The sequence below is a fragment of the Peribacillus sp. P4_B1 genome (assembly GCF_056402395.1).
The window spans coordinates 63,105-86,325 of the sequence record NZ_JBFUHM010000005.1 but is presented as its reverse complement, the minus strand read 5'-3'; the positions used below and the strand labels follow the sequence as shown (position 1 = coordinate 86,325).

At 41.3% G+C, this 23,221-nt stretch carries 27 protein-coding genes; 6 read left to right on the top strand and 21 right to left on the bottom strand.

Annotated elements, in window-relative coordinates; genetic code table 11:
* The first annotated feature begins 30 nt into the window (after positions 1-30).
* On the top strand, positions 31-333 hold the full coding sequence (locus AC1DVK_RS04320; protein WP_289320032.1) for a hypothetical protein: 303 nt from the start codon (positions 31-33) through the stop codon (positions 331-333).
* Between the two features lie 194 nt (positions 334-527).
* Here the strand turns inward: AC1DVK_RS04320 and sigK are convergent, their stop codons facing one another.
* Positions 528-1,250 carry an RNA polymerase sporulation sigma factor SigK gene (gene sigK, locus AC1DVK_RS04315; RefSeq protein ID WP_061464138.1) on the bottom strand — a complete coding sequence of 241 codons (723 nt, stop codon included), beginning with the start codon at positions 1,248-1,250 and terminating at the stop codon, positions 528-530.
* Positions 1,251-1,439: 189 nt separating this feature from the next.
* On the opposite strand from sigK, the gene AC1DVK_RS04310 reads away from it, so the two are divergent.
* Entirely contained in the window at positions 1,440-1,628 is a 189-nt protein-coding gene (locus tag AC1DVK_RS04310; RefSeq protein ID WP_125160713.1) for a hypothetical protein, read from the top strand.
* A gap of 381 nt (positions 1,629-2,009) precedes the next feature.
* Here AC1DVK_RS04310 and AC1DVK_RS04305 read toward each other — a convergent pair whose 3' ends face one another.
* From AC1DVK_RS04305 to AC1DVK_RS04270, 8 genes are all read right to left on the bottom strand, one after another.
* Complete coding sequence (locus tag AC1DVK_RS04305; RefSeq protein ID WP_289320031.1) at positions 2,010-2,150, bottom strand: YrzI family small protein; 141 nt, start codon at positions 2,148-2,150, stop codon at positions 2,010-2,012.
* 490 nt (positions 2,151-2,640) lie between these two features.
* A complete protein-coding gene (locus AC1DVK_RS04300; RefSeq protein ID WP_260398960.1) occupies positions 2,641-2,907 on the bottom strand; it encodes a YrhC family protein in 267 nt (88 codons plus the stop codon).
* A gap of 115 nt (positions 2,908-3,022) precedes the next feature.
* Positions 3,023-4,159, bottom strand: coding sequence for a bifunctional cystathionine gamma-lyase/homocysteine desulfhydrase (locus AC1DVK_RS04295; RefSeq protein ID WP_477625932.1), 1,137 nt, complete (start codon positions 4,157-4,159; stop codon positions 3,023-3,025).
* Between the two features lies 1 nt (position 4,160).
* On the bottom strand, positions 4,161-5,087 hold the full coding sequence (locus AC1DVK_RS04290; protein ID WP_477625931.1) for a PLP-dependent cysteine synthase family protein: 927 nt from the start codon (positions 5,085-5,087) through the stop codon (positions 4,161-4,163).
* A 94-nt stretch (positions 5,088-5,181) separates the two neighbouring features.
* Positions 5,182-5,877, bottom strand: a complete 696-nt coding sequence (gene mtnN, locus AC1DVK_RS04285; RefSeq protein ID WP_061464142.1) for a 5'-methylthioadenosine/S-adenosylhomocysteine nucleosidase — start codon at positions 5,875-5,877, stop codon at positions 5,182-5,184.
* Between the two features lie 16 nt (positions 5,878-5,893).
* Positions 5,894-6,532: a class I SAM-dependent DNA methyltransferase gene (locus AC1DVK_RS04280; RefSeq protein ID WP_477625930.1), complete on the bottom strand. Its 639-nt coding sequence runs from the start codon at positions 6,530-6,532 to the stop codon at positions 5,894-5,896.
* 40 nt (positions 6,533-6,572) lie between these two features.
* On the bottom strand, positions 6,573-6,698 hold the full coding sequence (locus AC1DVK_RS04275; RefSeq protein ID WP_318681100.1) for a hypothetical protein: 126 nt from the start codon (positions 6,696-6,698) through the stop codon (positions 6,573-6,575).
* Positions 6,688-6,852, bottom strand: a complete 165-nt coding sequence (locus AC1DVK_RS04270; RefSeq protein WP_477625929.1) for a hypothetical protein — start codon at positions 6,850-6,852, stop codon at positions 6,688-6,690. Before AC1DVK_RS04270 ends, AC1DVK_RS04275 begins: the two co-directional genes overlap by 11 nt.
* Before the next feature lie 474 nt (positions 6,853-7,326).
* On the opposite strand from AC1DVK_RS04270, the gene AC1DVK_RS04265 reads away from it, so the two are divergent.
* On the top strand, positions 7,327-7,539 hold the full coding sequence (locus tag AC1DVK_RS04265; protein ID WP_061464144.1) for a DUF2536 family protein: 213 nt from the start codon (positions 7,327-7,329) through the stop codon (positions 7,537-7,539).
* Between the two features lie 67 nt (positions 7,540-7,606).
* Here AC1DVK_RS04265 and AC1DVK_RS04260 read toward each other — a convergent pair whose 3' ends face one another.
* The 3 genes from AC1DVK_RS04260 to greA all read right to left on the bottom strand — a co-directional run bounded on the left by AC1DVK_RS04260 (position 7,607) and on the right by greA (position 10,734).
* Complete coding sequence (locus AC1DVK_RS04260; RefSeq protein ID WP_477625928.1) at positions 7,607-8,296, bottom strand: YrrS family protein; 690 nt, start codon at positions 8,294-8,296, stop codon at positions 7,607-7,609.
* An 87-nt stretch (positions 8,297-8,383) separates the two neighbouring features.
* Positions 8,384-10,135 (bottom strand): peptidoglycan D,D-transpeptidase FtsI family protein, encoded by a 1,752-nt coding sequence (locus AC1DVK_RS04255; protein ID WP_477625927.1) that lies wholly within the window; start codon positions 10,133-10,135, stop codon positions 8,384-8,386.
* 122 nt (positions 10,136-10,257) lie between these two features.
* Entirely contained in the window at positions 10,258-10,734 is a 477-nt protein-coding gene (gene greA, locus AC1DVK_RS04250; RefSeq protein WP_289337319.1) for a transcription elongation factor GreA, read from the bottom strand.
* Between the two features lie 1,239 nt (positions 10,735-11,973).
* Between greA and AC1DVK_RS04245 the strand changes: the two genes are divergently transcribed.
* The gene (locus AC1DVK_RS04245; protein ID WP_289320027.1) at positions 11,974-12,387 is read left to right on the top strand and encodes a hypothetical protein; all 414 of its coding nucleotides are present in this window, start codon (positions 11,974-11,976) and stop codon (positions 12,385-12,387) included.
* Between the two features lie 6 nt (positions 12,388-12,393).
* Positions 12,394-12,906: a hypothetical protein gene (locus AC1DVK_RS04240; RefSeq protein WP_289320026.1), complete on the top strand. Its 513-nt coding sequence runs from the start codon at positions 12,394-12,396 to the stop codon at positions 12,904-12,906.
* Positions 12,907-13,912: 1,006 nt separating this feature from the next.
* On the opposite strand, the gene udk is transcribed toward AC1DVK_RS04240, so the two are convergent.
* From udk to mltG, 5 genes are all read right to left on the bottom strand, one after another.
* Positions 13,913-14,548, bottom strand: coding sequence for a uridine kinase (gene udk, locus AC1DVK_RS04235; protein WP_477625926.1), 636 nt, complete (start codon positions 14,546-14,548; stop codon positions 13,913-13,915).
* A 1-nt stretch (position 14,549) separates the two neighbouring features.
* On the bottom strand, positions 14,550-15,821 hold the full coding sequence (locus AC1DVK_RS04230; protein ID WP_477625925.1) for a peptidase U32 family protein: 1,272 nt from the start codon (positions 15,819-15,821) through the stop codon (positions 14,550-14,552).
* A gap of 32 nt (positions 15,822-15,853) precedes the next feature.
* The gene (locus AC1DVK_RS04225; RefSeq protein ID WP_477625924.1) at positions 15,854-16,783 is read right to left on the bottom strand and encodes a peptidase U32 family protein; all 930 of its coding nucleotides are present in this window, start codon (positions 16,781-16,783) and stop codon (positions 15,854-15,856) included.
* The gene (locus AC1DVK_RS04220; protein WP_176431778.1) at positions 16,770-17,435 is read right to left on the bottom strand and encodes an O-methyltransferase; all 666 of its coding nucleotides are present in this window, start codon (positions 17,433-17,435) and stop codon (positions 16,770-16,772) included. Before AC1DVK_RS04220 ends, AC1DVK_RS04225 begins: the two co-directional genes overlap by 14 nt.
* A 284-nt stretch (positions 17,436-17,719) precedes the next feature.
* On the bottom strand, positions 17,720-18,856 hold the full coding sequence (mltG, locus tag AC1DVK_RS04215) for an endolytic transglycosylase MltG (protein ID WP_477625923.1): 1,137 nt from the start codon (positions 18,854-18,856) through the stop codon (positions 17,720-17,722).
* A 337-nt stretch (positions 18,857-19,193) separates the two neighbouring features.
* On the opposite strand from mltG, the gene AC1DVK_RS04210 reads away from it, so the two are divergent.
* Entirely contained in the window at positions 19,194-19,349 is a 156-nt protein-coding gene (locus AC1DVK_RS04210; RefSeq protein ID WP_176431779.1) for a hypothetical protein, read from the top strand.
* Positions 19,350-19,404: 55 nt separating this feature from the next.
* Here AC1DVK_RS04210 and AC1DVK_RS04205 read toward each other — a convergent pair whose 3' ends face one another.
* From AC1DVK_RS04205 to alaS, 4 genes are all read right to left on the bottom strand, one after another.
* The gene (locus AC1DVK_RS04205; protein WP_034308630.1) at positions 19,405-19,695 is read right to left on the bottom strand and encodes a DUF1292 domain-containing protein; all 291 of its coding nucleotides are present in this window, start codon (positions 19,693-19,695) and stop codon (positions 19,405-19,407) included.
* A 12-nt stretch (positions 19,696-19,707) separates the two neighbouring features.
* Entirely contained in the window at positions 19,708-20,133 is a 426-nt protein-coding gene (gene ruvX, locus AC1DVK_RS04200) for a Holliday junction resolvase RuvX (protein WP_061464156.1), read from the bottom strand.
* Positions 20,133-20,402 carry an IreB family regulatory phosphoprotein gene (locus AC1DVK_RS04195; protein ID WP_034311358.1) on the bottom strand — a complete coding sequence of 90 codons (270 nt, stop codon included), beginning with the start codon at positions 20,400-20,402 and terminating at the stop codon, positions 20,133-20,135. The genes ruvX and AC1DVK_RS04195 overlap by 1 nt, the downstream gene beginning before the upstream one ends.
* Before the next feature lie 66 nt (positions 20,403-20,468).
* A complete protein-coding gene (gene alaS / locus AC1DVK_RS04190; protein WP_477625922.1) occupies positions 20,469-23,105 on the bottom strand; it encodes an alanine--tRNA ligase in 2,637 nt (878 codons plus the stop codon).
* Between the last annotated feature and the right edge of the window lie 116 nt (positions 23,106-23,221).

Sequence of the window (23,221 nt, the reverse complement as noted above, 5' to 3'; positions counted from 1 at the left end):
TATATTCTTCGGAAAGGGGTGGTTGATTGTATGAAATTCTTTATCCACTTGTCTGCTATCGTCCTAATTCTATGGACAATGCCGATACAGTTCCATCATCACGGACAGCAGCTAACCCTTGAAGAGCACATTGATGTTCATCACTGGGAAAAGGCCGACAAGAAACTGCCTTTCGTCCCTTTCCTTAGTTCCTGGCAGTCCATTATCATTATTATCATTTTTGAATTTTCCATTTTAAGTTTCCTTTATTTTCATTCAAATCTTCGCCGACGATATCTCGGTCCAGTTTTTTTTCAGGCGAATTACGTTGCCACACACTCTGACATTTTATAAAAAAAATAAAATCGAGGAGTGATTAATATGTGGTTCAGACTAATTATGATTGGGGTATTTTCTTTAACCGCTTCACGTATGTTCCTTTTTCAGGGGATCGAGATTTATAATGCTTTTGCAGATTTGATTAGAAATAAATATTAATAAATAGAGTGCGGGGGAATTCCCCCGCACTCTTTTGAATTTTAGCATTCCTATCCTTTTGCTTTCTTTTCCTTCTCTTTTTCTGCCCTGTAAAATTCGTGAAACATCTTCATCAAGGCACGCTTTTCGATCCTTGATACATAACTGCGGGAAATGCCAAGCTCTTTAGCGATTTCACGCTGGGTTTTTTCCTTTTTTAAATCCAGTCCGAACCTGCCTACAATGACTTCCTTTTCCCGTTCATCCAAAATATCAATATACTTTTTCACTTTTTCAATTTCCATATTAAGCTGAATCGTATCAATGACATCTTCCGATTCCGATTTCAGTACATCAATTAAACTGATTTCATTTCCTTCTTTATCCTGACCGATTGGATCATGCAGGGAAATATCTTTTTTCGTTTTCTTAGTCGCTCGTAAATGCATCAAGATCTCATTCTCAATGCATCGCGCCGCATATGTGGCCAGCTTCGTACCCTTCCCATCCGAATAACTCTCAATGGCCTTTATCAAACCAATTGTTCCTATTGAAATCAAATCCTCTGTATCTTCGCCCGTATTCTCGAATTTCTTGACGATATGGGCAACAAGCCTGAGATTATGCTCGATCAGGATGTTACGGGCATCACCATCTCCCTCACTCATAAGCTTCAGATATTTCTTTTCATCCTGAGATGACAAGGGCTGGGGAAAAGCGTTGTTTTTCACATAGGAAACTAATAAGTAAAATTCTTTGATAATATAGCCGACAGCTGTAAGTATTCCGGGCATTGGTTTCATCCCCCGTTTCTTTGCTTCCCTATTCATACCTATGCAACGGCGGGCTTGTACGTGTCTGTCCCCCTGAAAGAAATCATGAAAGTATTAAATGTTCAAACCAGAATGGATGAATTCCCAAACGGACGAATACAAACGTACATATAATGAAAGTGAATTTTTAAGGAAAGGGGGGGGTTTAGGATGGGATATAATTTGGGACCATACGGGTGCAGCTATGGTTATCCGCCTCCTGCACCTTGTAATGAAGGATTCGGTTACTTGTATAGTTATGGCCTGTTTATTGTCCTCTTGATTTTATTGCTCATTTTCGGGTTTTGGTGGTTCCCGGGATGTGGGTTTGGTTATGGCGGACCAGGTCCGTGCTGCTGATGCAAACAAAGAAAAAAACTCGGCCAGAGTGCCGAGTTTCCCCTTTTACATATTCATTTCAGCGGCTGATAGGCTCAACGGAGACATTGACGGATATCTCAGTTCCGATGACCTCAGTGTTAATTAGCGTCATCCACATTGAGAACATGATGAATCACTCCTCACCTCGATTCATCATGTTTCCAACATCCTTTTCCGCTGTTTAGGTGAACATTTTTTTATACAAACCATGTCTATACTGTGAAACGTCGGCAAAGCCGTTAGCCGGTATCCTTCTCCTGCCAATAGCAACGCTTCTCTCCTTTTGCATATACCAATTTATCCATATTACCCTCCCACCTTTCTTAAAAATCATTTATGGAATACCAACCTCAAATCTCTTTAGAAAAAAGGACGATGCTTCAGCGCATTATCTAGATGTTCTTCTCGGATCTTGTGGATTCTCTCCTGTTGCAAACATTCCTCGGCAGTCATTTTTTTCAATTTAATCGTGATGGTGAAGAAAAGCATATTCAGTGTCATAATATCACCTCCTTTAAGGGAGCGGCCCAACAAAAAGGCATAAAAAGGCCGCAGAAAGTTACGTCCTCCTGCGGGATTTTTTAAATATAAAAAGGCCGCAGGATAAAACACTTCTCCCTGCGGCCGCTATGTCTGAATGATTAATAAAGCCAAATTGCTTTAGAAATATTCCGCTTGGCACAGGTCGAATGGTATGTGATTGTTATTTGAAACGGACCGGCTAATCTGATTTGTGACGATTCCATATAAATACAATTTCATTTTCCTCGACCTCCCTTTGGAATATTTTATATTACCTGGTAAGTATATCCACAAATTCAATATTTGTAAACGGCTTTTGCCCATTTTTTTGAAATCTCTTTCTTTCTTCCTATTTCCACTTAGCCATTATCACTTAATGAGGCAATGGGTAGGATATATCTACCCATATAACGGGCAATAACGTAAGATAAACAAAAAAACCTGATTCTTGAAAGAATCAGGTTTTTTTCTATTGTTGTAAAGAGTCCTGGTCATCCATTTCCGCCAGGGTCTTTTTATATTTTTTGGATAATCGGAAAAATACTATGGATATGCCAAGGAACATTATTGTCGCTCCCATATAGACATATGTGTCAATCATCGTTTTGTCGCCAGTGGGAAGGATGGTTCCTAAATAGAAGAACGAGCCGACACATAGTAAGGTGATCGCAAATTGTTTAAAATCGACCATTTTCGAACGCAGCATTGCAGCCGTTTGTTTTTTGCGGTTTTTCATGCCATTCCACCTTCTTTCAAGCTAATAAGATATCGATATCTCATTTTACCATATTCATTCCAAATGACAGGGTGTAAATAATGGCAGCAAGCTATGAAGCGGTCCCTCTTACGATTTATCCTTTTAGCGCTTGTTCCAAGTCTTCCAATAAGTCTTCAACGTCTTCCAGACCAACTGAAATACGTATCAACCCATCTGTTATTCCAAGCTCTGCACGGCGCTCTGCCGGAATCGAGGCATGCGTCATCAAGGCTGGAATCGAAATTAAGCTTTCCACTGCCCCTAAACTTTCAGCAAGTGTGAAGAATTTCACTTTACTCAAAACGGATTCGGCTTTTTCGGCACTGCCGACATCGAATGAAACCATACCGCCGAAGCCACGCGATTGTTTTTTTGCAATATCATGGTTTGGATGGTTTTCAAAACCTGGGTAATAAATTTTCGAAACGCCTTCATGCCCGGATAGGAAACGGACGATACGAGATGTATTTTTTTCATGTTCTTCCATTCGGATTCCCAGCGTTTTAATTCCACGCATCAGCAACCATGAATCTTGGGGCCCTAGCACGCCCCCTGTAGAGTTCTGGATGAAATGAAGGTCATTGCCAAGTTTTTCATCATTCACCACGACAAGACCCGCTACAACATCGCTGTGTCCCCCCAGGTACTTCGTAGCGCTATGAAGCACGATATCGGCTCCAAGTGTAAGTGGATTTTGCCAATATGGCGTACTGAAGGTATTATCCACAATTGTGAGGATGCCGTTTTCTTTAGCTATTTTTGATACCGCTTCTAGATCAGTGATCTTCAATAATGGGTTCGTCGGGGTTTCAATGAAAAGTGCCTTCGTATTGTCCCTGATCTCTTTTTCGATCGAGTGTATGGCACTCGTATTGATGAACGTAGCTTCCACCCCGAAGCGGTTAAGAACTTTCGTGATGACCCGGAAGGACCCTCCATAAACGTCATCTGTCATCAATACATGATCACCTTGACTGAACAGCATCATGACCGCCGTCATCGCTGCCATTCCTGATCCGAAGGCGAATCCTCTTTCTCCTTCTTCGAGGTCCTTGATCAATTCCTCGAGGGCATGGCGGGTTGGGTTGCCCGTACGGGAATATTCATATCCCCGATGATTCCCCGGACCATCCTGCTTATAGGTGCTCACTTGATAAATCGGCACCGAAACCGCGCCTGTTTTTTCATCACCAAAAATGCCGCCATGGATCAATTGTGTTTTTTTTCTCATTTTATATACCTCCCTGATAAATTTTTTTGCTTAAGTATCGTTCACTGGAATCCGGAAATACGACGACGATATTCGTCCCCCGGTCAGCACTGGCCGCTTCTTTCATGGCCGCTGCAAATGCCGCACCGGAAGAACTGCCGACAAGCAAGCCTTCTTTCATCGCCAATTCCTTCACCATATGGAAAGCGTCACGATCACTTATCGTATGAATCTGATCAAAATACGTCTCATCCATATAAGCAGGTAAAAATTCCATCCCTATCCCCTCGGTTTTATGGGGTCCTGCTTTGCCTCCGTTTAAAATCGATCCTTCTGGTTCGACTATGACCGTTTTGACAGAAGCAGCATTCTTTTCTTTTAAATATCGCGATGTTCCCATGAATGTCCCTCCCGTGCCTGCTCCGGCAACAAACACATCTACATCGCCATCCATCTGTTCCCATATTTCAGGTCCCAGCGTTTTATAATAGGCATCAGGATTGGATGGGTTGGCAAACTGTTGGGGACAATAAGATCCTGGAAATTCAGCCAGCAGTTCCTTAGCCTTCGCAATCGCTCCTGTCATTCCTTCCTCTGTCGGAGTCTGGATCACTTTGGCCCCTAGGGCACGCATCAATTCCTGTTTCTCGGCACTGAATTTCTCCGGAACACAAAATATCACGTCCACTCCACTGTTTATTGCCGCCAACGCCAAGCCAATCCCAGTATTTCCGGCAGTCGGTTCAATGATTGTCCCACCCTTTTTCACCTTCCCTGTCTGTAACGCTTGGGCTAAAAGTTCTTGACCAAGCCGGTCCTTCACACTGCCTCCCGGATTAAAGTATTCCAGTTTGGCAAAGATACGGACTTCATCTGGAAGCGGGAAATGGGTTATTTCCATCATCGGCGTTTCCCCGATCAACTCATGAATGTTTTTAAAGACTTTCATATTCGGACATCCTTTCATAGTTATCCTACCAATTTAATAAGAATTATGCAATAAAGAATAATCAGCGGAAAGACTTCCGCTGATCACTAATCATTCATTTCATTTTTTCAACCATTTTCAATATCAGTGCCGCTGAATGTAGAGCCGCCGTTTCCAGGAATTTATCAAAGGAAATATTGGACTCCTTACCTGCGATATCCGAAAGGGAACGAATGATGACAAATGGTGTTTTGAATTGGAAGGCTACCTGTGCAATGGCTGCCGCTTCCATTTCCACCGCGTATAAATCGGAAAATTTCCCTCTGACGAATTCAACCCTGTCAGGATCATTCATGAAAGAATCCCCCGTCACGATCAGCCCTTTCGCCACTTGCATATTCTCTATTTCTTTAGCCGCTTCTTCTGCGATTGCAAGAAGTTTTTCATCAGGGATGAAAGCTGCAGGCAGCTGAGGGACTTGACCGTACTCATATCCAAAAATCGTCACGTCCACATCATGATGGCGAACTTCCGAGGATATGACCACATCCCCGACATTCAGTGCTGTATGATAACCGCCGGCAGAGCCAGTATTGATGACCGCATCCGGTTTGAATTTTTCTAAAAGGATCGTAGTGGACATTGCCGCATTCACTTTACCTATTCCCGATTTAAGCAAAATGACCTCGATACCATTCAGTGTGCCAGTATTGAACTCGGAACCGGCAATGGTCACCTGCTCCAAACCTTCCAATTTATCACGTAAAATTGTAACTTCTTCTTCCATTGCTCCGATTATGGCTACTTTCATTAGTAAAAACCTCTTCCTATAATTTTTCCGCCTCCATAATCCAGACAAATTGATTGCAGCGCTCGAAGTTCACTTTATATCCATTTGCTTCAAGTGCTTTTTCCAAAAAAGGAATCGTCGTATAATATTCCGTTTGCAAATCGTTCGCCAAATTATGAAAGCCCGCCTGCCTTGCATCAGAAATCGCTTGTTCATGCGCTTCCCTGGATTGATACATCGTATCCGCAAACACTATTTTACCACCAGTATTCAGTAACTTTCCATAGCTGGCTATCGCTTTTTCTTTTTCTTCATCGGTTAAATGATGAAACGCGTACGTACTTACAATCGAATCAACCTGTTCCGGCTTCGGAAAATCGATAAAATCGCCATCTACAATTTCTGTTTTCCCTTGCAACTTGCTTACCGCTATTTCCCTCATGGCAGGTGATGGCTCGATTCCCGATACCTTCAGGCCTCTCTTCAAAAGCCTTTCCGTCAAATTCCCGGTACCTACGCCAAACTCAAGCACATGGCCATGAACCCGATTGGTGACGCTGTCCAATATCCTATCATAATGTTTAAAAACCTCTTGATACTCAATATCGTGTCCACCAACCGTATCATCATACGATTTCGACCATTCCTCAAATAAATCTATAAATTCTCTGCCCATTTTATATACCACCCTGATAAATTTTTTTCTAAAGTATCGTTCACTGGAATCCGGGAATATCACAACGATATTCGCCCCCACTTGAAGCCTTGGCTGCCTCCTTCATGGCCGCTGCAAATGCCGCGCCAAAAGAATTGCCGACAAACAGGCCTTCTTTAATCGTCAATTCCTTCACCATATGGAAAAGCTTCACGATCGCTTATCGAATGGATCTTATCAAAATTCGTTTCATCCATATAGATAGGTAAAAATGCCATCCATATCCCCTTGGTTTCCTCCCGGATTAAAGTATTCCAGTTAGCCAAAGATACGGACTTCATTCAGTAACCGGAAATGCGTGATTTCAAATCACCGTCGTCTCCCCAATCAACTCATGGATGTTAGGAAGGACGGTCATATCAGGATACCTTTCTAAGTTATCCTACCAGTTTAGTGAGGTTTATGCAATATAGAATAATCGGCGGAAAGGCTTCCGCTGTTCAATAGATTCCTTGTACCTACGCCTGCCTTGTAGCACGTGACCATAAGCCTAATTGGTGAACTTTCCAATAGCCTATCAAAATGTTTAATAACGTCTTGATACTCAATATCGTGTCCACCACCGTATCATCATACGATTTCGACCATTCTTCAAATAAATCTATAAATTTCTCTGTCCCTATGATTAGATAATAAAACCTATCAGCATAATATGAAATAAACACAAAAACAGTTCTTGTTTTTTAGGCAAATCCATTCATTCAGTTCAGATTGGTGTTAAACTAACAGTATCTAAATGTTGGAGGGGAACAGTCATGAGTTTTCAACTAGACTTAAACTTATTCGAAGATAAAATAGAATTTTTCGAGGCAGAAAGCATTAAAAACCTCGAGGAAAAAATTCAATCACAAATTGAAATCAATAAAGCGATCATGCTTCAGGTTCAATCCGTATCACATCAAATGTATGTAAGCGAGGAAGGCAGACGTTTTTACAGTGCAGTCGTACACTTTAAAGCAAAAAAGTGACCACAATGAAAAACCCCCGAAAAGTGGAATTCCTTTCGGGGGTTTTTCGTTAATATTTTTTTATCCATTACCTTTTATCGTTTGTTTTCAGCTCTTCGACTTTTACAGGCTTCCAACCTGATCCGTCCACCCATTCGATATGGACCCGGAAGGTTTTTGGACTGTTCCCCTCAGAAACGGTACCGATCGCCGTATTAGGCGAACCGCCGTTTTGAAGCCACCAAAGTCTCATGCTTCCTTCATCGATTCCGGCTCCAAGAGCAATGGCCTTCCTCATTTCATTCCAATCGACTGAGCCTTTTTGGAAGCTTGTAGTGTGTTCCCCGGATTGTTCAGTTCCAACTGGTTTCCAGCCCTCACTCGTATATGTAGCCGCGACATTGCCATCTCCGCTGCCTTCCACTTCAACAAGTTTGGCATCCCCTGCTTTTTCTGGGTCTGTTCCATCTACAGACTTCTCTTCGGTATCTTCCTCCGTTGCTTTGCCATCTTCTTCTGTTGCTTTACTATCTTCTTCTGCCACTTCCTTCCCTGAATCGGTTTCTTCCTCTTTCCCAGCAGGTTTGTCCACTACTTTCCCCTGTTTATCGGCGATTTGCTTTTGTTCAGTCGTGACTTTTTTTGATTCAGTGCCACCATCACTTAAGAAAATGGTGACAGCAACAATGACGATTAAAATGGAAACGATGGTGATTGCAATGTTATATATTTTATTTACTTTTCTTTTTTGATCTCTCTGATTAAAACGTGAGCCCAAGGTCCATTCCTCCCTTACCATTTCTTACTGCCTCATTTTAACATGATTTAGCTAGAGATAGAAGGGAAGGGTTTCCTACACTTTTCGTCAATTCTTGCTATTGTCCTGGTCCTTGGAGTACAAGACTTTTACAATATCTGAAAAAAGAGGCGTCATGCTGGAACTGTTTTCCTTCGTTTCAAAACTTACGGTAACTAGAGCATATTTGGGATTTTTATATGGAAAGTAGCCGGCAAACCATTTATTGAGCTCCCCTTTTTCAATATTCGTCTGAGCTGTACCAGACTTGCCAGCTACCTCCACAGGCAAATCTCTCAAGGAAGCACCCGTCCCTTTTTCTTCCGTTACGACCTTCCTCAGAAGATACTGCATTTTCATCGTTGTATATGGGGAAAGTGTCTCACCGCCAATACTTTGATCGGGAAAATCGACTACGGTCGTACTATTGTTAAATTCGACCCTAGAAACGGCTTTGACCTGTTCCTTCTTGCCACCGCGGGCAATCGTTGCCATCATATTCGCTATAGCGAGCGGTGTCGTCTGGACATCCTGCTGGCCAATTGCTGTTTTGGCAATCATTTTGGGGTCCTTTTTTAAATCGTCATCATGCCAGACCTTCCCGGTTTGTTCATGATGCAACTGGGTAACTTCCGTGTGATAAACATCCCCTTGCCAGCCCGTTTCGCCAATCAACCCTAGCATTTTTGCGTATTTATCCAAAAAGTCAGGATTCTTCTTAGAAATTTCCTGTGACAATTCGGCAAACGTCCTGTTACAGCTTTGGGCAAAGCTATTTTCAAAATTAAGCATGCCCAGTTCCCTCTGTTTATCCGTTTTCCCGTCAATCGTTAAATTACAATTAAATGTCCTGGTAGGACTAGCCGCTTCATAATCGATGGCGGCTGCTGCCGTGACCGTTTTAAAGACGGAACCTGGCGTTTTTTGAGTCAGCATCATATTGACGGCCCCTTCGCCATTCGGATCTTTTATATTGAGCGCCGGGCGTGATACCATTGCAACGATTTCACTTTTTTCGATATCGATCAGTACGAGACCGCCTTTTTTTATCCCGCGTTCATCGACGAGCTTCTCCGCTTTTTCCTGAATCTCTTTATCAATGGTCGTTAGAACCTTGACTGGGTAGAGGGGATTCGCTGGTTCCACATATTTAACATCGACACCGAACATTGGGCCTCCGCTGGCATCCACGTGAAAAACGAGCTTCGATTCCCCAGCGGAAAGCAAGAACTCATCAAAGGTCCTTTGCAGTCCCGTATTGCCGATTTTYGTTTCAGGAGATAAATTCATGTCGGGATAACGTTTTTTCTTTTCCGCATCTGATATATTCGTCGTGCCGATCAATTGCGCTGCAGGGGTTTGATCGTGATATAATTTCTCGTTCACGGCAAAGACCCCGGGAATCTTCAATTGATTGATTGCCTTCGATTGGCTGGGCGTCAACTCTATCGGTTCATCTCCGCCAAATACAAATGGTTCATCCGCTTGTTCAATTGCCCGTTTCAACTCCGTTTCCGATCTGCCTATTATCGAGGCAATTTCATCTATAGGCCATGTCATTTTTTTCAAAAATGGAAATAGGACGAGCGTCGGGATCTCTTCATGTGCAAGTGGTTCCCCATTTCTGTCATAAAACTTTCCACGCCCATCATCAATCTTTAATATCTGTGAACGCTGATTCACACTTGCTTCTATTAGGTTCACATCATGCTTTGAAAAAGATTCTGTCGATACAAGTTGGATGTAGGCGAGCCTTCCTATGAGCATCAGCATGAAAGTGGTCAATAAAATAGCCAGCAACCTCATTCGTTTCTTTTTCATAAAATACACCTCGTAACCATTGTTGACGAGGTGCGAATTTTTAAACAATTATGAACAAATTTATCAATTCATTTTTCCGATAAAAAAGAGGATGCCCCTATGGACACCCTCTTAAGCCGTATTTAGCTGATGGAAACAATCTTGACGCTCATTTCGCCGCCAGGTGTCATGATCGATACCTTGTCGCCGACCCTTTTCCCTATTAGGCTTTTCGCGATTGGAGAATCATTGGAAATTTTCCCTTCGAATGGGTCCGCTTCAACGCTCCCTACGATGGAGTATGTTTCTTCGTCACCATTTGGAAGTTCTACGAATGTTACCGACTTCCCAAGTGAAACTGTATCTGTATTTGAATCATTGCCTTCAATGATTTTAGCATTACGGATCATGTTTTCGATTGTTGTAATTCGTCCTTCAACGAATGCCTGCTCTTCTTTTGCGGAATCGTACTCCGAGTTCTCGGAAAGGTCCCCAAAACTGCGGGCGACTTTAATTCTCTCCACCACTTCTTTACGTTTAACCGTTTTTAATTGTTCCAGTTCCTGTTCAAGCTTTAACTTTCCTTCTTTAGTCATTGGATACTCTTTTTCAATTGCCAAAACCCTTCACTCCTTCTAATTCTTTACAGCAAGCATTCGCTGTGACAAGTTTATGTACTATAAGTGCTTAACCCTACTCGAGTCAAAATATATAATTGCGCGAATAAAAAAGTACGCGCATTGATACTAAGAAACATCCGTTCCTTAGTATATAAACCGACTGCGGTGAGCAGCCGGTTCGTTCTGTATCAAGAATAGAGTATTGCGTTTTCCAACATTTGTCCAGTCTTTCCCAATAAATAAATGGGATTATTTTAAAAAACGGAGGAAAATGGCACATATCATTATTTATGCTATGTTATTACAAAAAAGACTTTTGTTCAAGGATTGTTTGAATTTTTGTCACCATAAGGTCAAACGTTATATGGGATAAGGGGTAGTATTCCATCTAAATCAAGATGCAATACATCAAAGTTTCATGAACACCAATTACCACTTCTTTTCAGATGATTATAGATATGAATTGATAATCGGTGAGCAATAGGTGGGCAGACCATTCCCCCATATACAAAAGAGCACAGCGTGTATAATTGATGGTTTGCCCCATGGTTTATTATGGTTAACGTTGCTTTTTTATTTCCAAACACGAGACAATATATTAATGAAGAAACGAATCGATGTAATATCCAATGAAGAATCATATAAAAACCTATCACCTTTCACAGAAAGAGAAGTAATGAATAAAGCAGTACGTGCTTACTTATAGAGACACTATACGTGCGTCTTAAGCGTGCGGACGTACAAGATAGACTAATTGGCTTCACTGGAGGTTTTAAAACGCCACAGCTGCAAGCAAATCGGTGTGAGCTACATGTGTAAAAAAACGATCGCTTTTAACCAGGGAGTTTCATATAAAACAGGCAAACGTTTAATGAAAAAACTTGAAGACCTCGGCATGATCCGCAAAGTACCAAAGAAGAGAAAAAGGATATGATGCTGACAGCCAATGCCATCATTATTCAACCTTTGAAAGATGAAATGTTCCGCACGCCCCCTGTGAAAGTATCCAGCCTTTAAACAACTACTACTTTCTTAAAACAAAATATTCATGGCCCATGAAGTCCACATCAAAATGCGAACTTGTCCATCAGTTGTATGTTGTGCTGACAAAAAAGAGAGAAAATCGATTTTCTAACAATTTACCAACATTACTTTTATATTGAACCATTTTATTTACTTTCACATACATTATTTAAGTAATAAGCCCAAAGTCTTTCGGTTAATCAAGGGGGGATTCTAATGAGAAAAAGTTTCAAGCAATACGGTCAAACTCTCCATCTCGTTGGAGGGAATTTAGTATATGTATCTAATATGATTTATCCTATTTATTCGAATGGAATCATTTCTGATTATAATCAATATTGTTTAGATATAAAAAATGCGATAAGTGTAAGTCAAAGCAGTTTACAATCTCTTGAGACCATTTCCCCTCCATATATCTTAGTAACGGAACATGAATTATTAATAAAAACATTCAATGATATATTAGATTGTCTAAATAGTTTAATATCCAGGGTAGAAAATGCTGTACCCACAGAATTAAAAGAAAATGATATTAAAGAGGAAATTTCCAAATTTTTAGTGATTCAGGACTCATTAACTAACATTACAATGTGTTTAATTGAAAAAATAAATTCACAACCAAGAGGGTGAGAAGCTTTGGACCAAAGACCTGAGGAAAATAATATATTGTATTCCTTACCTGCTCATGCTGGGGATAAGATTAGTTTTTTTGGTTCGATGATTGTAAACATAGGAAACATTCTCACTATTCTGGGAATTGCATTAGAGGCCCAAGAAGTTGAACAAATTGAAGAAGTTGAAGAAGGAGTAACTGACAACTCAAAAAATACATCAAAATCAAAATCAAAATCAGAAGCAGAATCTGAGTCTAATGCTGGATTTATACTAGCATTGGTCGGAGCTATAATCGTTACCATTGGAGATTTGGTTGCATCAGGAGGTGTTGCACTTGAAATTGAACAATCCGCTTTAGTAGAGAAACAAGCAGAAAAAGAAGCAAAGGAACAAAGTAGAAAAGTAAGAAAAATGGAAAAACAAATCAATTCATTACAGCAGGATATGGAGTCTTTAATTTCTATTACCGAATCCCTAAAAAGAGAAGTGATTTTCTTACAAAACTACGTTTATCCCAATTTTCATCAACAGTAATCTTGCCTGTATAATCATATTAAAGTCTATGTTGGAGGCAATAATATAACGACATTTCGCAAATTGAATAGGGAGGTTGTTTACACTAGGAGGCACTGCTTTATTTCATATTGGTTCATTTATTGCAGTGGGAGTAGCCTTTCAATCCTTGAACACGAATTAAGAAAAGCTCCCCTCCGGTCTTGTACTATCCTCGAATAATGGACACGTAAAAAAAGTCCCCTTATTATTCGGGTTTTTTCTATATCCTTATAAGAAAGCCTTTATAAACAAAATCCAGAAGTAAGTAAATTTAATTAATGTAAATGAAGAAATTCGAAGGACCCCTCGTCGATTAATCCACAAGCATAAAAAGTGATCAAGAAAAGAGTAGGAAATGTTCAGTTGAAAAATTAAATAGTGAAGGCAAAATTACCAAGAGAGAAATACATTGAAACTGGAGAAGGAAATAAAGGGGATTGGGCAAAGAAGAGCTTAATTTGAAAATCAAAAAAAGAATTCTTGTATTGGCCTTTTCTGGATAAAGGATTGGTGAGGCTGTTGGTTAAAGTGGGATGATATTGATTTTGAAAGTGCGATTCTTAATGTTAATAAGATCGTGGCATCATATTCAAAATCAAAGTAGGATGAAAAGTGGAAATGTTTATAAGGATTTTAATTTTATCTTTTCCGATAAAACCGGACAAACCTGACCCAGCTCGAAATTTCGGGTATCAACTAAATACTATTTAAACAAGCAGGAGTTCCCAAAATCACTCCACACGGCCTCAGGCACACTCATACGGCCTTGTTAATAGAAGCCAAGAAACAGTTCCAGGAATACAATTATGGCTCGGACACGCATCTATAAAGGCTACATTAGACGTATACGCTCATTTAAGAAAAGATAAATAAACAAATAAAATCAATTATGCAGTTTAATGATTTTGCAGCCCTTATCCTTTACTTGGTGTGCAAAGGGTGGGCTGCTATTCAATTTTCAGGTAATATTTTTGTTAAAACGTTGTTACAGCAAGGATGTTTCAAGTATGTCCCTTATTTTTGTCACCATAAGGTCAATCGCCACATGGTTTTGACCGCCTTCTGGAATGATGATATCGGCATAACGCTTCGTCGGTTCTATGAACTGATTATGCATCGGGCGAACGACACTGATGTATTGATCGATGACGGAATCTATGGAACGGCCGCGTTCTTTAATATCACGGGTCATCCGACGGAGTATCCGCAAGTCTGCGTCAGTATCAACATACAGTTTCATATCCATCAGATTCCGGAGGCGCTCATCCTCCAGCACAAGAATCCCTTCAAGGATGATGACATCCTGGGGCTCAACTGTGATGACTTCTTCTGAACGTGTATGGATCGAATAATCATAAACTGGTTTTTCTATCGTTTCATAGCGCAGCAATGCGTTAATGTGATCGATTAACAAATCATTATCAAATGCCAGAGGGTGATCATAATTCGTTTTCAACMGTTCTTCAAAAGGCAAATGACTTTGATCTTTATAGTAATAATCTTGTTCGATCATCAAGATCGAATGTCCTTGAAAGAATTCAAAAATGGAACGGGTAACACTTGTTTTACCTGATCCTGACCCTCCGGTAACTCCGATGACCACTGGTTTTTTCCTTGTCATGTCAATTCTCCTTCCGCATCATATTGTTCACATATACTCGATTATCTACTTGAATGCGGACAATTTGAAGCGGATGGCGAGCTGCCTCCAGCTCCTTACCTGACTCATCCCAGATCGTACCGATTTTTTGAGTGAAGTTTTCGATTTCCGGTCCAAAAAACTCCACTTCATCTCCAGGCTTGAAGAAGTTACGTTGCTGCATGGTGGCGATTTGAGTTTCCTCGTTATATTCAAGCACCAATCCCGCGAAGTCGAAGCGAGTCTTTACGGTATGATTCCCGAACATTTGCTGTTTATACCCAGGAATTTCCCCTTCCATGAACGAAGATGCCGTCTCACGGTTCGCACACTTATCAAGCTCCTCGAGCCATTCTTTTTTAATCTTGAAATTGTCCGGATCGGCACAATACGCATCAATCACTTTACGATAGACACTGACAACTGTAGCAATATAATGAATGGACTTCATTCTTCCTTCGACTTTCAAGCTATCAATGCCAATTTCAATCATGCCTGGCAAGGATTCAATAAGCTTCAGGTCTTTTGGACTCATTGCGAATGGAGCATCTTCTTTATCGAATAGAGCCTTTTCCCCATCTTGATCCAACTCATATAAATCGTAATCCCAACGGCATGACTGACAGCAGCCGCCACGGTTCGAATCACGCGCCGTCATATGGTTCGAAAGGGTGCAGCGTCCAGAATAGGCAATGCACATGGCCCCGTGAACGAAAGCCTCGATTTCGATATCGACCTTCTCCTTCATTTCACGGATTTCATCAGCACTCGTCTCACGTGCCAAAACAACCCGCTCCAGGCCTTCCTCTTTCCAGTACTGAACAGCCTTCCAGTTCGACAGCGATTGCTGTGTGCTTAAATGGATTTCTACGTTAGGAGCGACCCGTTTACAAGTTTCGATGATTAATGGATCGGCGACGATGATTCCATGAACACCAGCCTCCTGAAGACCTTCCAGGTAATCATCAAGACCATCGATATTTTCATTATGTGCGAAGATATTTGTTGTTACATATACTTTAGCACCATACTTTTTAGCGAATTCGACGCCTTCCTTCATTTCCTCAAACGTGAAGTTGCCTGCATTGGAACGAAGACCATATTCCTGCCCGCCAATGAATACGGCATCCGCGCCGTAATGGACGGCGATTTTTAATTTTTCCAGGTTGCCAGCCGGAGCCAGCAATTCCGGTTTTTTTACAATGACTCTCTTTCCATCAACGATCTTGGAAATTTTATCAGCAATAGCATTCAAGGCTATTCCTCCTCTTTCTCTTACCCTTTTCTTTAATAAACCGATTCTTTAAAGAAGAATCCTGTATCCAACTCACGACTATCCGGCTGAACCGCTTTGACCTTTTCAAATAGTTCCGATTTCATATCATCATAACGGTCAGGGTCATCTGCACATACGTCAATCGCTTCCCGATATAACTTTGTCATCTCGACGATATATTCCGGTGTTTGTAATAACCCTTCGATTTTCAAGGAATCAATTTCCGCTTCAATCAATTCCTGAAGTTCATCAATCATGCACATATCATTCGGACTCATGATATGTGTACCATTTTCATCTTCATAAATCGGGTATTTATTTTCACGTTCCTTATCATGCAAGAACATATTTCTATGTTCCTTCCGATTTTCCACTTCCAATGCCTTGCCTTGATATTCAAAGTAATTCCCCAGAAGCGTACGCTTGGATTGGAACATACACGTCATGCCGTGCACTTGCACTTCAATCTCCACTTCGGCATTTTCTTTCATTTCCACTATCTCGTCCAGGCTAATTTCACGGGCAGCCACGGCACGGACAGCACCGCGTTTTCCCCAATAATTACATGTGTACCAGTTCGTTACCGTCATCTCTGTATTCCAGTGCAGGGGCATATCAGGTGCCGCTGCACGGACAGCCATTAAGACTGCTGGATCACCGAATATGATCCGGTCAGCACCAGTCTCTTTAAGGAATGTGACATACTCTTCAAGCTCGTCCACTTTTTCATTATGGAAAATGGCGTTCATTGACACGTACACTTTCTTGCCTGCGGCATGTGCAAGCTCAATCGCCTTCTTGACATCCTCACGTTTGAACTCCCCTGCCAGCCTAAGCGCATAACGTTGTTCGCCAATGACGAAGGCGTCTGCTCCTGCATCGATGAGTTCTGTTATATGACTGACACTTGTTGGAGTCACGAGTAATTCAGGTTTTTTCATTTTTGTCACCTCTATGTTTACTTATGGCCACACCATCACCAATCGGCAAAATTACGGTATCGAAATGAGGATGGTCATGTAACCAGATGTTAAAGTCTCTGATTTTTTTGATGAGAGCTCGCTTTCGTCTCGTCATTTCCATTTCTTCAATATTTTCGGCAACCAATCCTTTAAATAAAACATTATCCGTAATGATAATGCCAGCATCTGCAAGCATTGGTTCAAATAGTTCAAAGAATCGCTTGTACTGCCCTTTAGCTGCATCAACGAAGATGATATCAAACGGACCATGTTCCATGACTTTCGGACCCGCTTCAAGGGCATCACCTTCAATAAGGGTAATCCTTTTGGACAGTCCAGCCTTCTCGAAGTTAGTTCTTGCCTGCTCAATACGGGCTTCATTTCGTTCAAGTGTAACGATTTGAGCCTCCGGAAGGGTCTCAGCCATCCTTATGGCCGAATAGCCAATGGCCGAACCCACCTCCAGAATCGCCTTAGGCTGATGAAGCCTTAAAATCTGAAGCAGCACCTCAATACCTTCCGGCTCCATGATCGGCACACTATTTTCAATTGCAAAGTCTTCCAACTCCTTAATCAAACCCGTACGCTCCGGAATTAAGGAATGAAGATATTGTTCTATTTTTCCGTTCAAAACGTTTCCTCCAATTATAAGAAAAACGAAAGCGCTTGGTCAGTACATGAAGAAATTGATCGGTCAAAAAAGATTTCATCTTCAAATGCCTACAATTTTTCACAAGGAGCTGAAACAAGTATGCTTGACGATCTACATTTCCTTATCTTTCAAAATAAAACCCGGCATTCGCCGAGTTACGTCACCGATAAAAATCGGATCTAAAATTCACTTGTACTATTCTATCATAAAAACAAGGGGAAAGTAATATCTCTCCCCCCTCAGTCGCTTTGCCATTTTTTTATTTATTTATTGGAAATATGCTCTGCCTTTTTGTTATTATGGTCATCCAAAGTTTTGGAGTAAAGGACTTCCCCTTCAGGTGTTGCCAAAAAGTATAGGAAATCCGTTTTCTGAGGTTTCAAAACCGCATCAATCGAGGTCTTTCCGGCATTGGCAATCGGTCCTGGCGGCAGCCCCTTGTTCTTATACGTATTATACGGGGACTTCACCTCAAGGTCTTTGTAGTACACCTTACTCTTATGTGAACCTTTTGCATACAGAACGGTCGGATCCGTTTGAAGCGGCATACCTTCCTTCATCCGATTATAAAAGACGGAAGCTATCTTTCCGCGATCAACTTTTGCCGTGGCTTCTTCTTCGACAAGCGAAGCGAAAGTCAGCATCTGGTGTACGGAATAATCGCTTTTGTCCATCTGGGGCTCGTATGCCTGCAATGTCTCTTCCGTTTTCTTCAGCATCTCGGTGACTATGGATTCCAATGTCGGCTTTTTCTCATAAAAGTCATATGTAGCTGGGAAAAGGTACCCTTCAAGCGGATATAAAACCTTTTTATTTTCAATTTCCGACGTCAAGAGCTCCGGAAATTTCTTTTCCATGGACTTAACGAATTTCTTATCATTCAATTCCTTAAAGACCTTTTTCGGATCCTCATCCGTCTTCATTGCAATGATATCGGCAATCTGGATAAGCTGCTTTCCTTCAGGAATCGTTATCTTCAATACAGCCTCTTTCATGAGTTTCCCGGTTTTGATGCTTGTGACAATATCTTCAATTGGCATGGAAGGTGACAATTTATACTCACCTGCCTGAAAACCGGATTCATTCCGAAATTTAATATAATATTTGAATACGCGTGCGTCCTTGATTATTCCTTGCTCTTCAAGCAGTGTTGAAATTTCGTTCACGGAAGATCCGATTGGGATTTTCACTTTTTTGATGGTGTCATCACCAGGATCGACTGGTTTCATGGCTGAGTTGATATATAAAAAGCCCACAAGACCAACTATCCCAATTAATAAAATAAGCGAAGCTATCGTAATCATGATGATTTTACGTACCAGCTTGGCTTCTCCTTGCCGTTCTAACAATTTCATTCGGATATGTTCCTTTTTAGATAGATTTTTATCTTTTTCATCCATTTTCATTCCCCCTGCAAACTCACACCAACTACAGAATGGTTTCTAGGTGATGCTTTCTTTAATTAAACTTTGCTTCGAACATTATACTAAAATCAACAAATAATTACATGGTTTTTGCAAAACTACATTCATTTCTACTCTATTTATGGCAAAAATGCACTAGTTTTGTCAATATACAGATGTAATTCGCCAGGAAAATAGTGACATCTTTTCTCTTTAGCTTAAAAAACGCCCCCAATTTTCCCCCCTGCATGTGTAAAGAATTTTCAGGCAATGACTGGAATACGCATGAAGGAATGCTATTATTAATTATAAGCTGAAGAAAGGTGTGAAGGAGTTGGATAATTCTTATTTTGTAGGGTGGGGGACATTGGCACTCATAAACGCCGGACTTGCTCAAGGTAAAAATAGAACGGCGTTGAATTGGTTCTTGCTATCATTATTTTTGGGTCCGCTCGCTACTTTTATTCTTTTATTCGTAGAGAGAAGATAAATTGCTGGTACATAAATGAAAAAACCGACCTGATCGAGGTCGGTTATTTCTAATCTTATTCTTCTTCAGCTTCTTCTTGGTCAAGGAATGTATTTAACATTTCTTCGACAAGATCCCATTCTTCTTCGGTTTCGATCGGTGTAAGTTCACCATCTTTATTATCTTCGCTTGGTACGAATGATGAAGCGTGGATTTCAATTTCTTCCTCTTCATCTTCTGCAGACATCGGATAATAAAGTACATAAGATTTGTTGAATTTATCTGAGTCGAATGTGAAAAGGATTTCGCAAAGCTGCTCGTTTCCGTTTTCATCTACTACTGTAATGTTGTTTTCGCCGTGTTCCATTTGTATTCCACCTCATATTGAATTTGTTTGTCTGTCCAAGAAACCTTGCAGAATCATGACAGCTGCCATTTTATCAATGACTTTCTTGCGTTTGCTTCGGCTCACGTCCGCCTCAAGAAGGACACGTTCAGCCGCCATAGTTGTCAACCGTTCATCCCAGAGAAACACAGGCAGCTTGAATTTTTTTTCTAATCGTTTGGCGAAATCTTGACTGATCTCGCCTCGCGGTCCAACGGTTCCATTCATATTTTTAGGTAAACCTAGGACAATTTTAGAAATTTCATGCTCTTTTATTATTTCATTGAGACGTTTAAAGCCGAAGTCATTACCAGCTTCGTTAATTTTGATCGTTTCCAATCCTTGTGCAGTCCACCCCATCGCGTCACTCACGGCAACGCCGATGGTTTTTGAACCTAAATCAAGTCCCATTGTGCGCATTAGTATTCCTCTCGATGGTTCTTAAGATACGACTTAACCAATTCTTCGATGATTTCATCGCGTTCAAGCTTACGAATAATGTTTCGAGCATCCATATGGCGCGGGATATAGGCCGGGTCACCAGATAATAGATAACCGACAATCTGGTTGATCGGGTTATAACCTTTTTCCTGAAGTGCAACATACACTTGAGACAATACTTCTTGTACATCTCTTTCGAATGGTTCTTCGGGAAAATTAAATTTCATCGTTTTATCAAAGGAACTCATTAACATGCACCTCTCCTCAGCGTCCAGAATCCACTAATACCTACATTGTACAACACTTTCCATTGATTATGAAATCGATAAGACCCATTCTTCAACAAAATTAAGTGCTGCATCCAATTTTTCTGGGTCTTTTCCGCCGGCTTGGGCCATATCTGGACGTCCGCCACCGCCTCCGCCGCAACGGGAAGCAACTTCTTTGATCAATTTACCTGCATGGAAACCGCGATCGATATAATCCTTCGTGACTCCGGCAATCAAATTGACTTTATCACCTTGAGCCGATCCTAATACGATAATGACAGAATCGAGCTTTTGTTTCAAATCATCCGCCATGGCACGAAGATTATTCATGTCGGTAGCTTGAACCTTCGCCACCAATACTTGAACCCCATTTATGTCTTTTACGTTAGAAACAAGGCTTCCTGCTTCAATATTACTTAATTTTGCAGTCAGGCTTTCATTCTCACGATGAAGATCCTTCACTTCAGCCAAGACCGTTTCAATTCTTGACGGTACATCTTTCAAGTTCGTTTTCAATTTAGCAGCCGCGTCTTTCAAGACACCAATTTGATCAGTCATCAATTTGTATGCTCCTGCACCCGTTACCGCTTCTATCCGGCGAGTTCCCGCACCGATGCCGCTTTCTGAAACAATCTTGAACAAGCCTATTACCGCGGTATTCGGGACGTGAACGCCACCGCAAAGTTCAAGACTATAATCGCCTATTTGCACGACACGGACAATCTTGCCGTATTTTTCGCCGAACAGGGCCATTGCGCCCATCGCTTTGGCTTCTTCAATGTTTTTATAATCAGTGTTCACTTGAAGGCTTTGCCAAATCTTTTCATTTACAATCGTTTCGATCCGCTCAATCTCTTCTGCCGTTATCTGGCCAAAATGAGAGAAATCGAAGCGAAGGCGCTCAGCTTGTACGAGTGAACCTGCCTGATTGACATGTGTACCTAGCACATCTTTCAACGCCTGATGCAGAAGATGTGTCGCTGTATGATTTTTCGTGATATGGATGCGATTTTCATGATTTACCGAAGCAACGATATCGGAACCTGACATTAAAGTGCCGGCAGCCACAGTTACACGGTGCAGATTTTGGCCATTTGGAGCTTTTTGAACATCATGGACATCCAACTTAACGGATTCATTAGCCATCGTTCCTTTATCAGCTATTTGACCCCCGCTTTCCGCGTAGAAAGGAGTCTTGTTCAGTATTACCTGAACTTCCTCACCTTCTTGTGCGTCCATTACAAGCTCGCCATTTTTAATGATGGCAGAAACTTTGGCTTCGACCGCAATTTGATCATAGCCGACAAACTCACTTTCAACTTTAATATCTCCCAATACCCCGCCTTGGATTTGCATGGAATCAACATCTTGACGCGCTGAACGGGCACGTTCGCGCTGTGCATCCATTTCTTTTTCAAATCCAGCTTGATCGACCGTCATGCCTTCTTCTTCAGCATATTCCTCCGTTAACTCGATCGGGAAACCATATGTGTCATATAAACGGAATGCATCACTGCCCGGAATGGTCGTACCGCCTTTTTCCTTTTCCTTTTTTATGACTTCAGAAAGGATGGACAGTCCATCATTTAGAGTTTCATGGAAGCGTTCCTCTTCATTCTTGATAACTTTTGCAATGAACTCTTTATTCTTGAGGACTTCAGGGTAGAAGTCTTTCATGATTTCGCCAACGACCGTCACAAGCTCGAACATGAATGGACGATTGATGTTGATTTGCTTAGCATAACGAACCGCTCTTCGAAGCAAACGGCGTAATACATAACCGCGCCCTTCGTTGGATGGAAGAGCACCGTCACCTACCGCAAAGGCTACCGTACGAATATGGTCGGCAATGACTTTGAATGCAACATCTTTTTCTGCATCGACACCATATTTCACATCGGAGATTTCTTCGACTGCCCGGATGATAGGCATGAATAAATCCGTATCATAGTTCGTCGCCACATCTTGAACGACGGAAGCCATACGTTCAAGTCCCATGCCCGTATCGATATTTTTCTTTGGAAGAGGTGTATAAGAGCCGTCAGGATTATGGTTGAATTGAGAAAACACAAGATTCCAGACTTCTAGATGACGTTCATTTTCCCCGCCTGGATATAGTTCCGGGTCATTCGGATCATCGCCGTATGCTGGTCCGCGGTCATAGAAAATCTCTGTATTCGGGCCACTTGGACCCTCACCGATATCCCAGAAGTTTTCTTCCAGACGAATGATTCTTTCAGCAGGAACACCGATTTTTTTATTCCAGAGTTCGAATGCTTCATCATCTTCTGGATGGATTGTCACAGCCAATTTCTCTTTGTCGAACCCAATCCATTTTTCATCCGTCAAAAACTCCCATGCCCATGTGATGGCTTCTTCTTTGAAGTATTCACCAATGGAAAAGTTACCGAGCATTTCGAAAAACGTATGATGACGTGCAGTTTTCCCCACGTTTTCAATATCGTTTGTACGGATTGCCTTCTGTGCATTTGTAATCCTTGGATTTTCAGGAATCACCCGTCCATCAAAATATTTCTTTAAAGTAGCGACACCTGAATTTATCCATAGCAGTGATGGATCTTCATGAGGAACCAATGACGCACTTGGTTCGATGTTATGGCCTTTTTCACTAAAAAAATCTAAATACATTTGGCGGATTTGAGCACCAGTTAAATACTTCATATATATATCCTCCTTTTAAAATTATGTAATTTTGAGCACACAAAAAACTCCCATCCCAAAAACAGGGACGAGAGTTGACTCGCGGTACCACCCTGATTATGGACGCAGGGAAATCC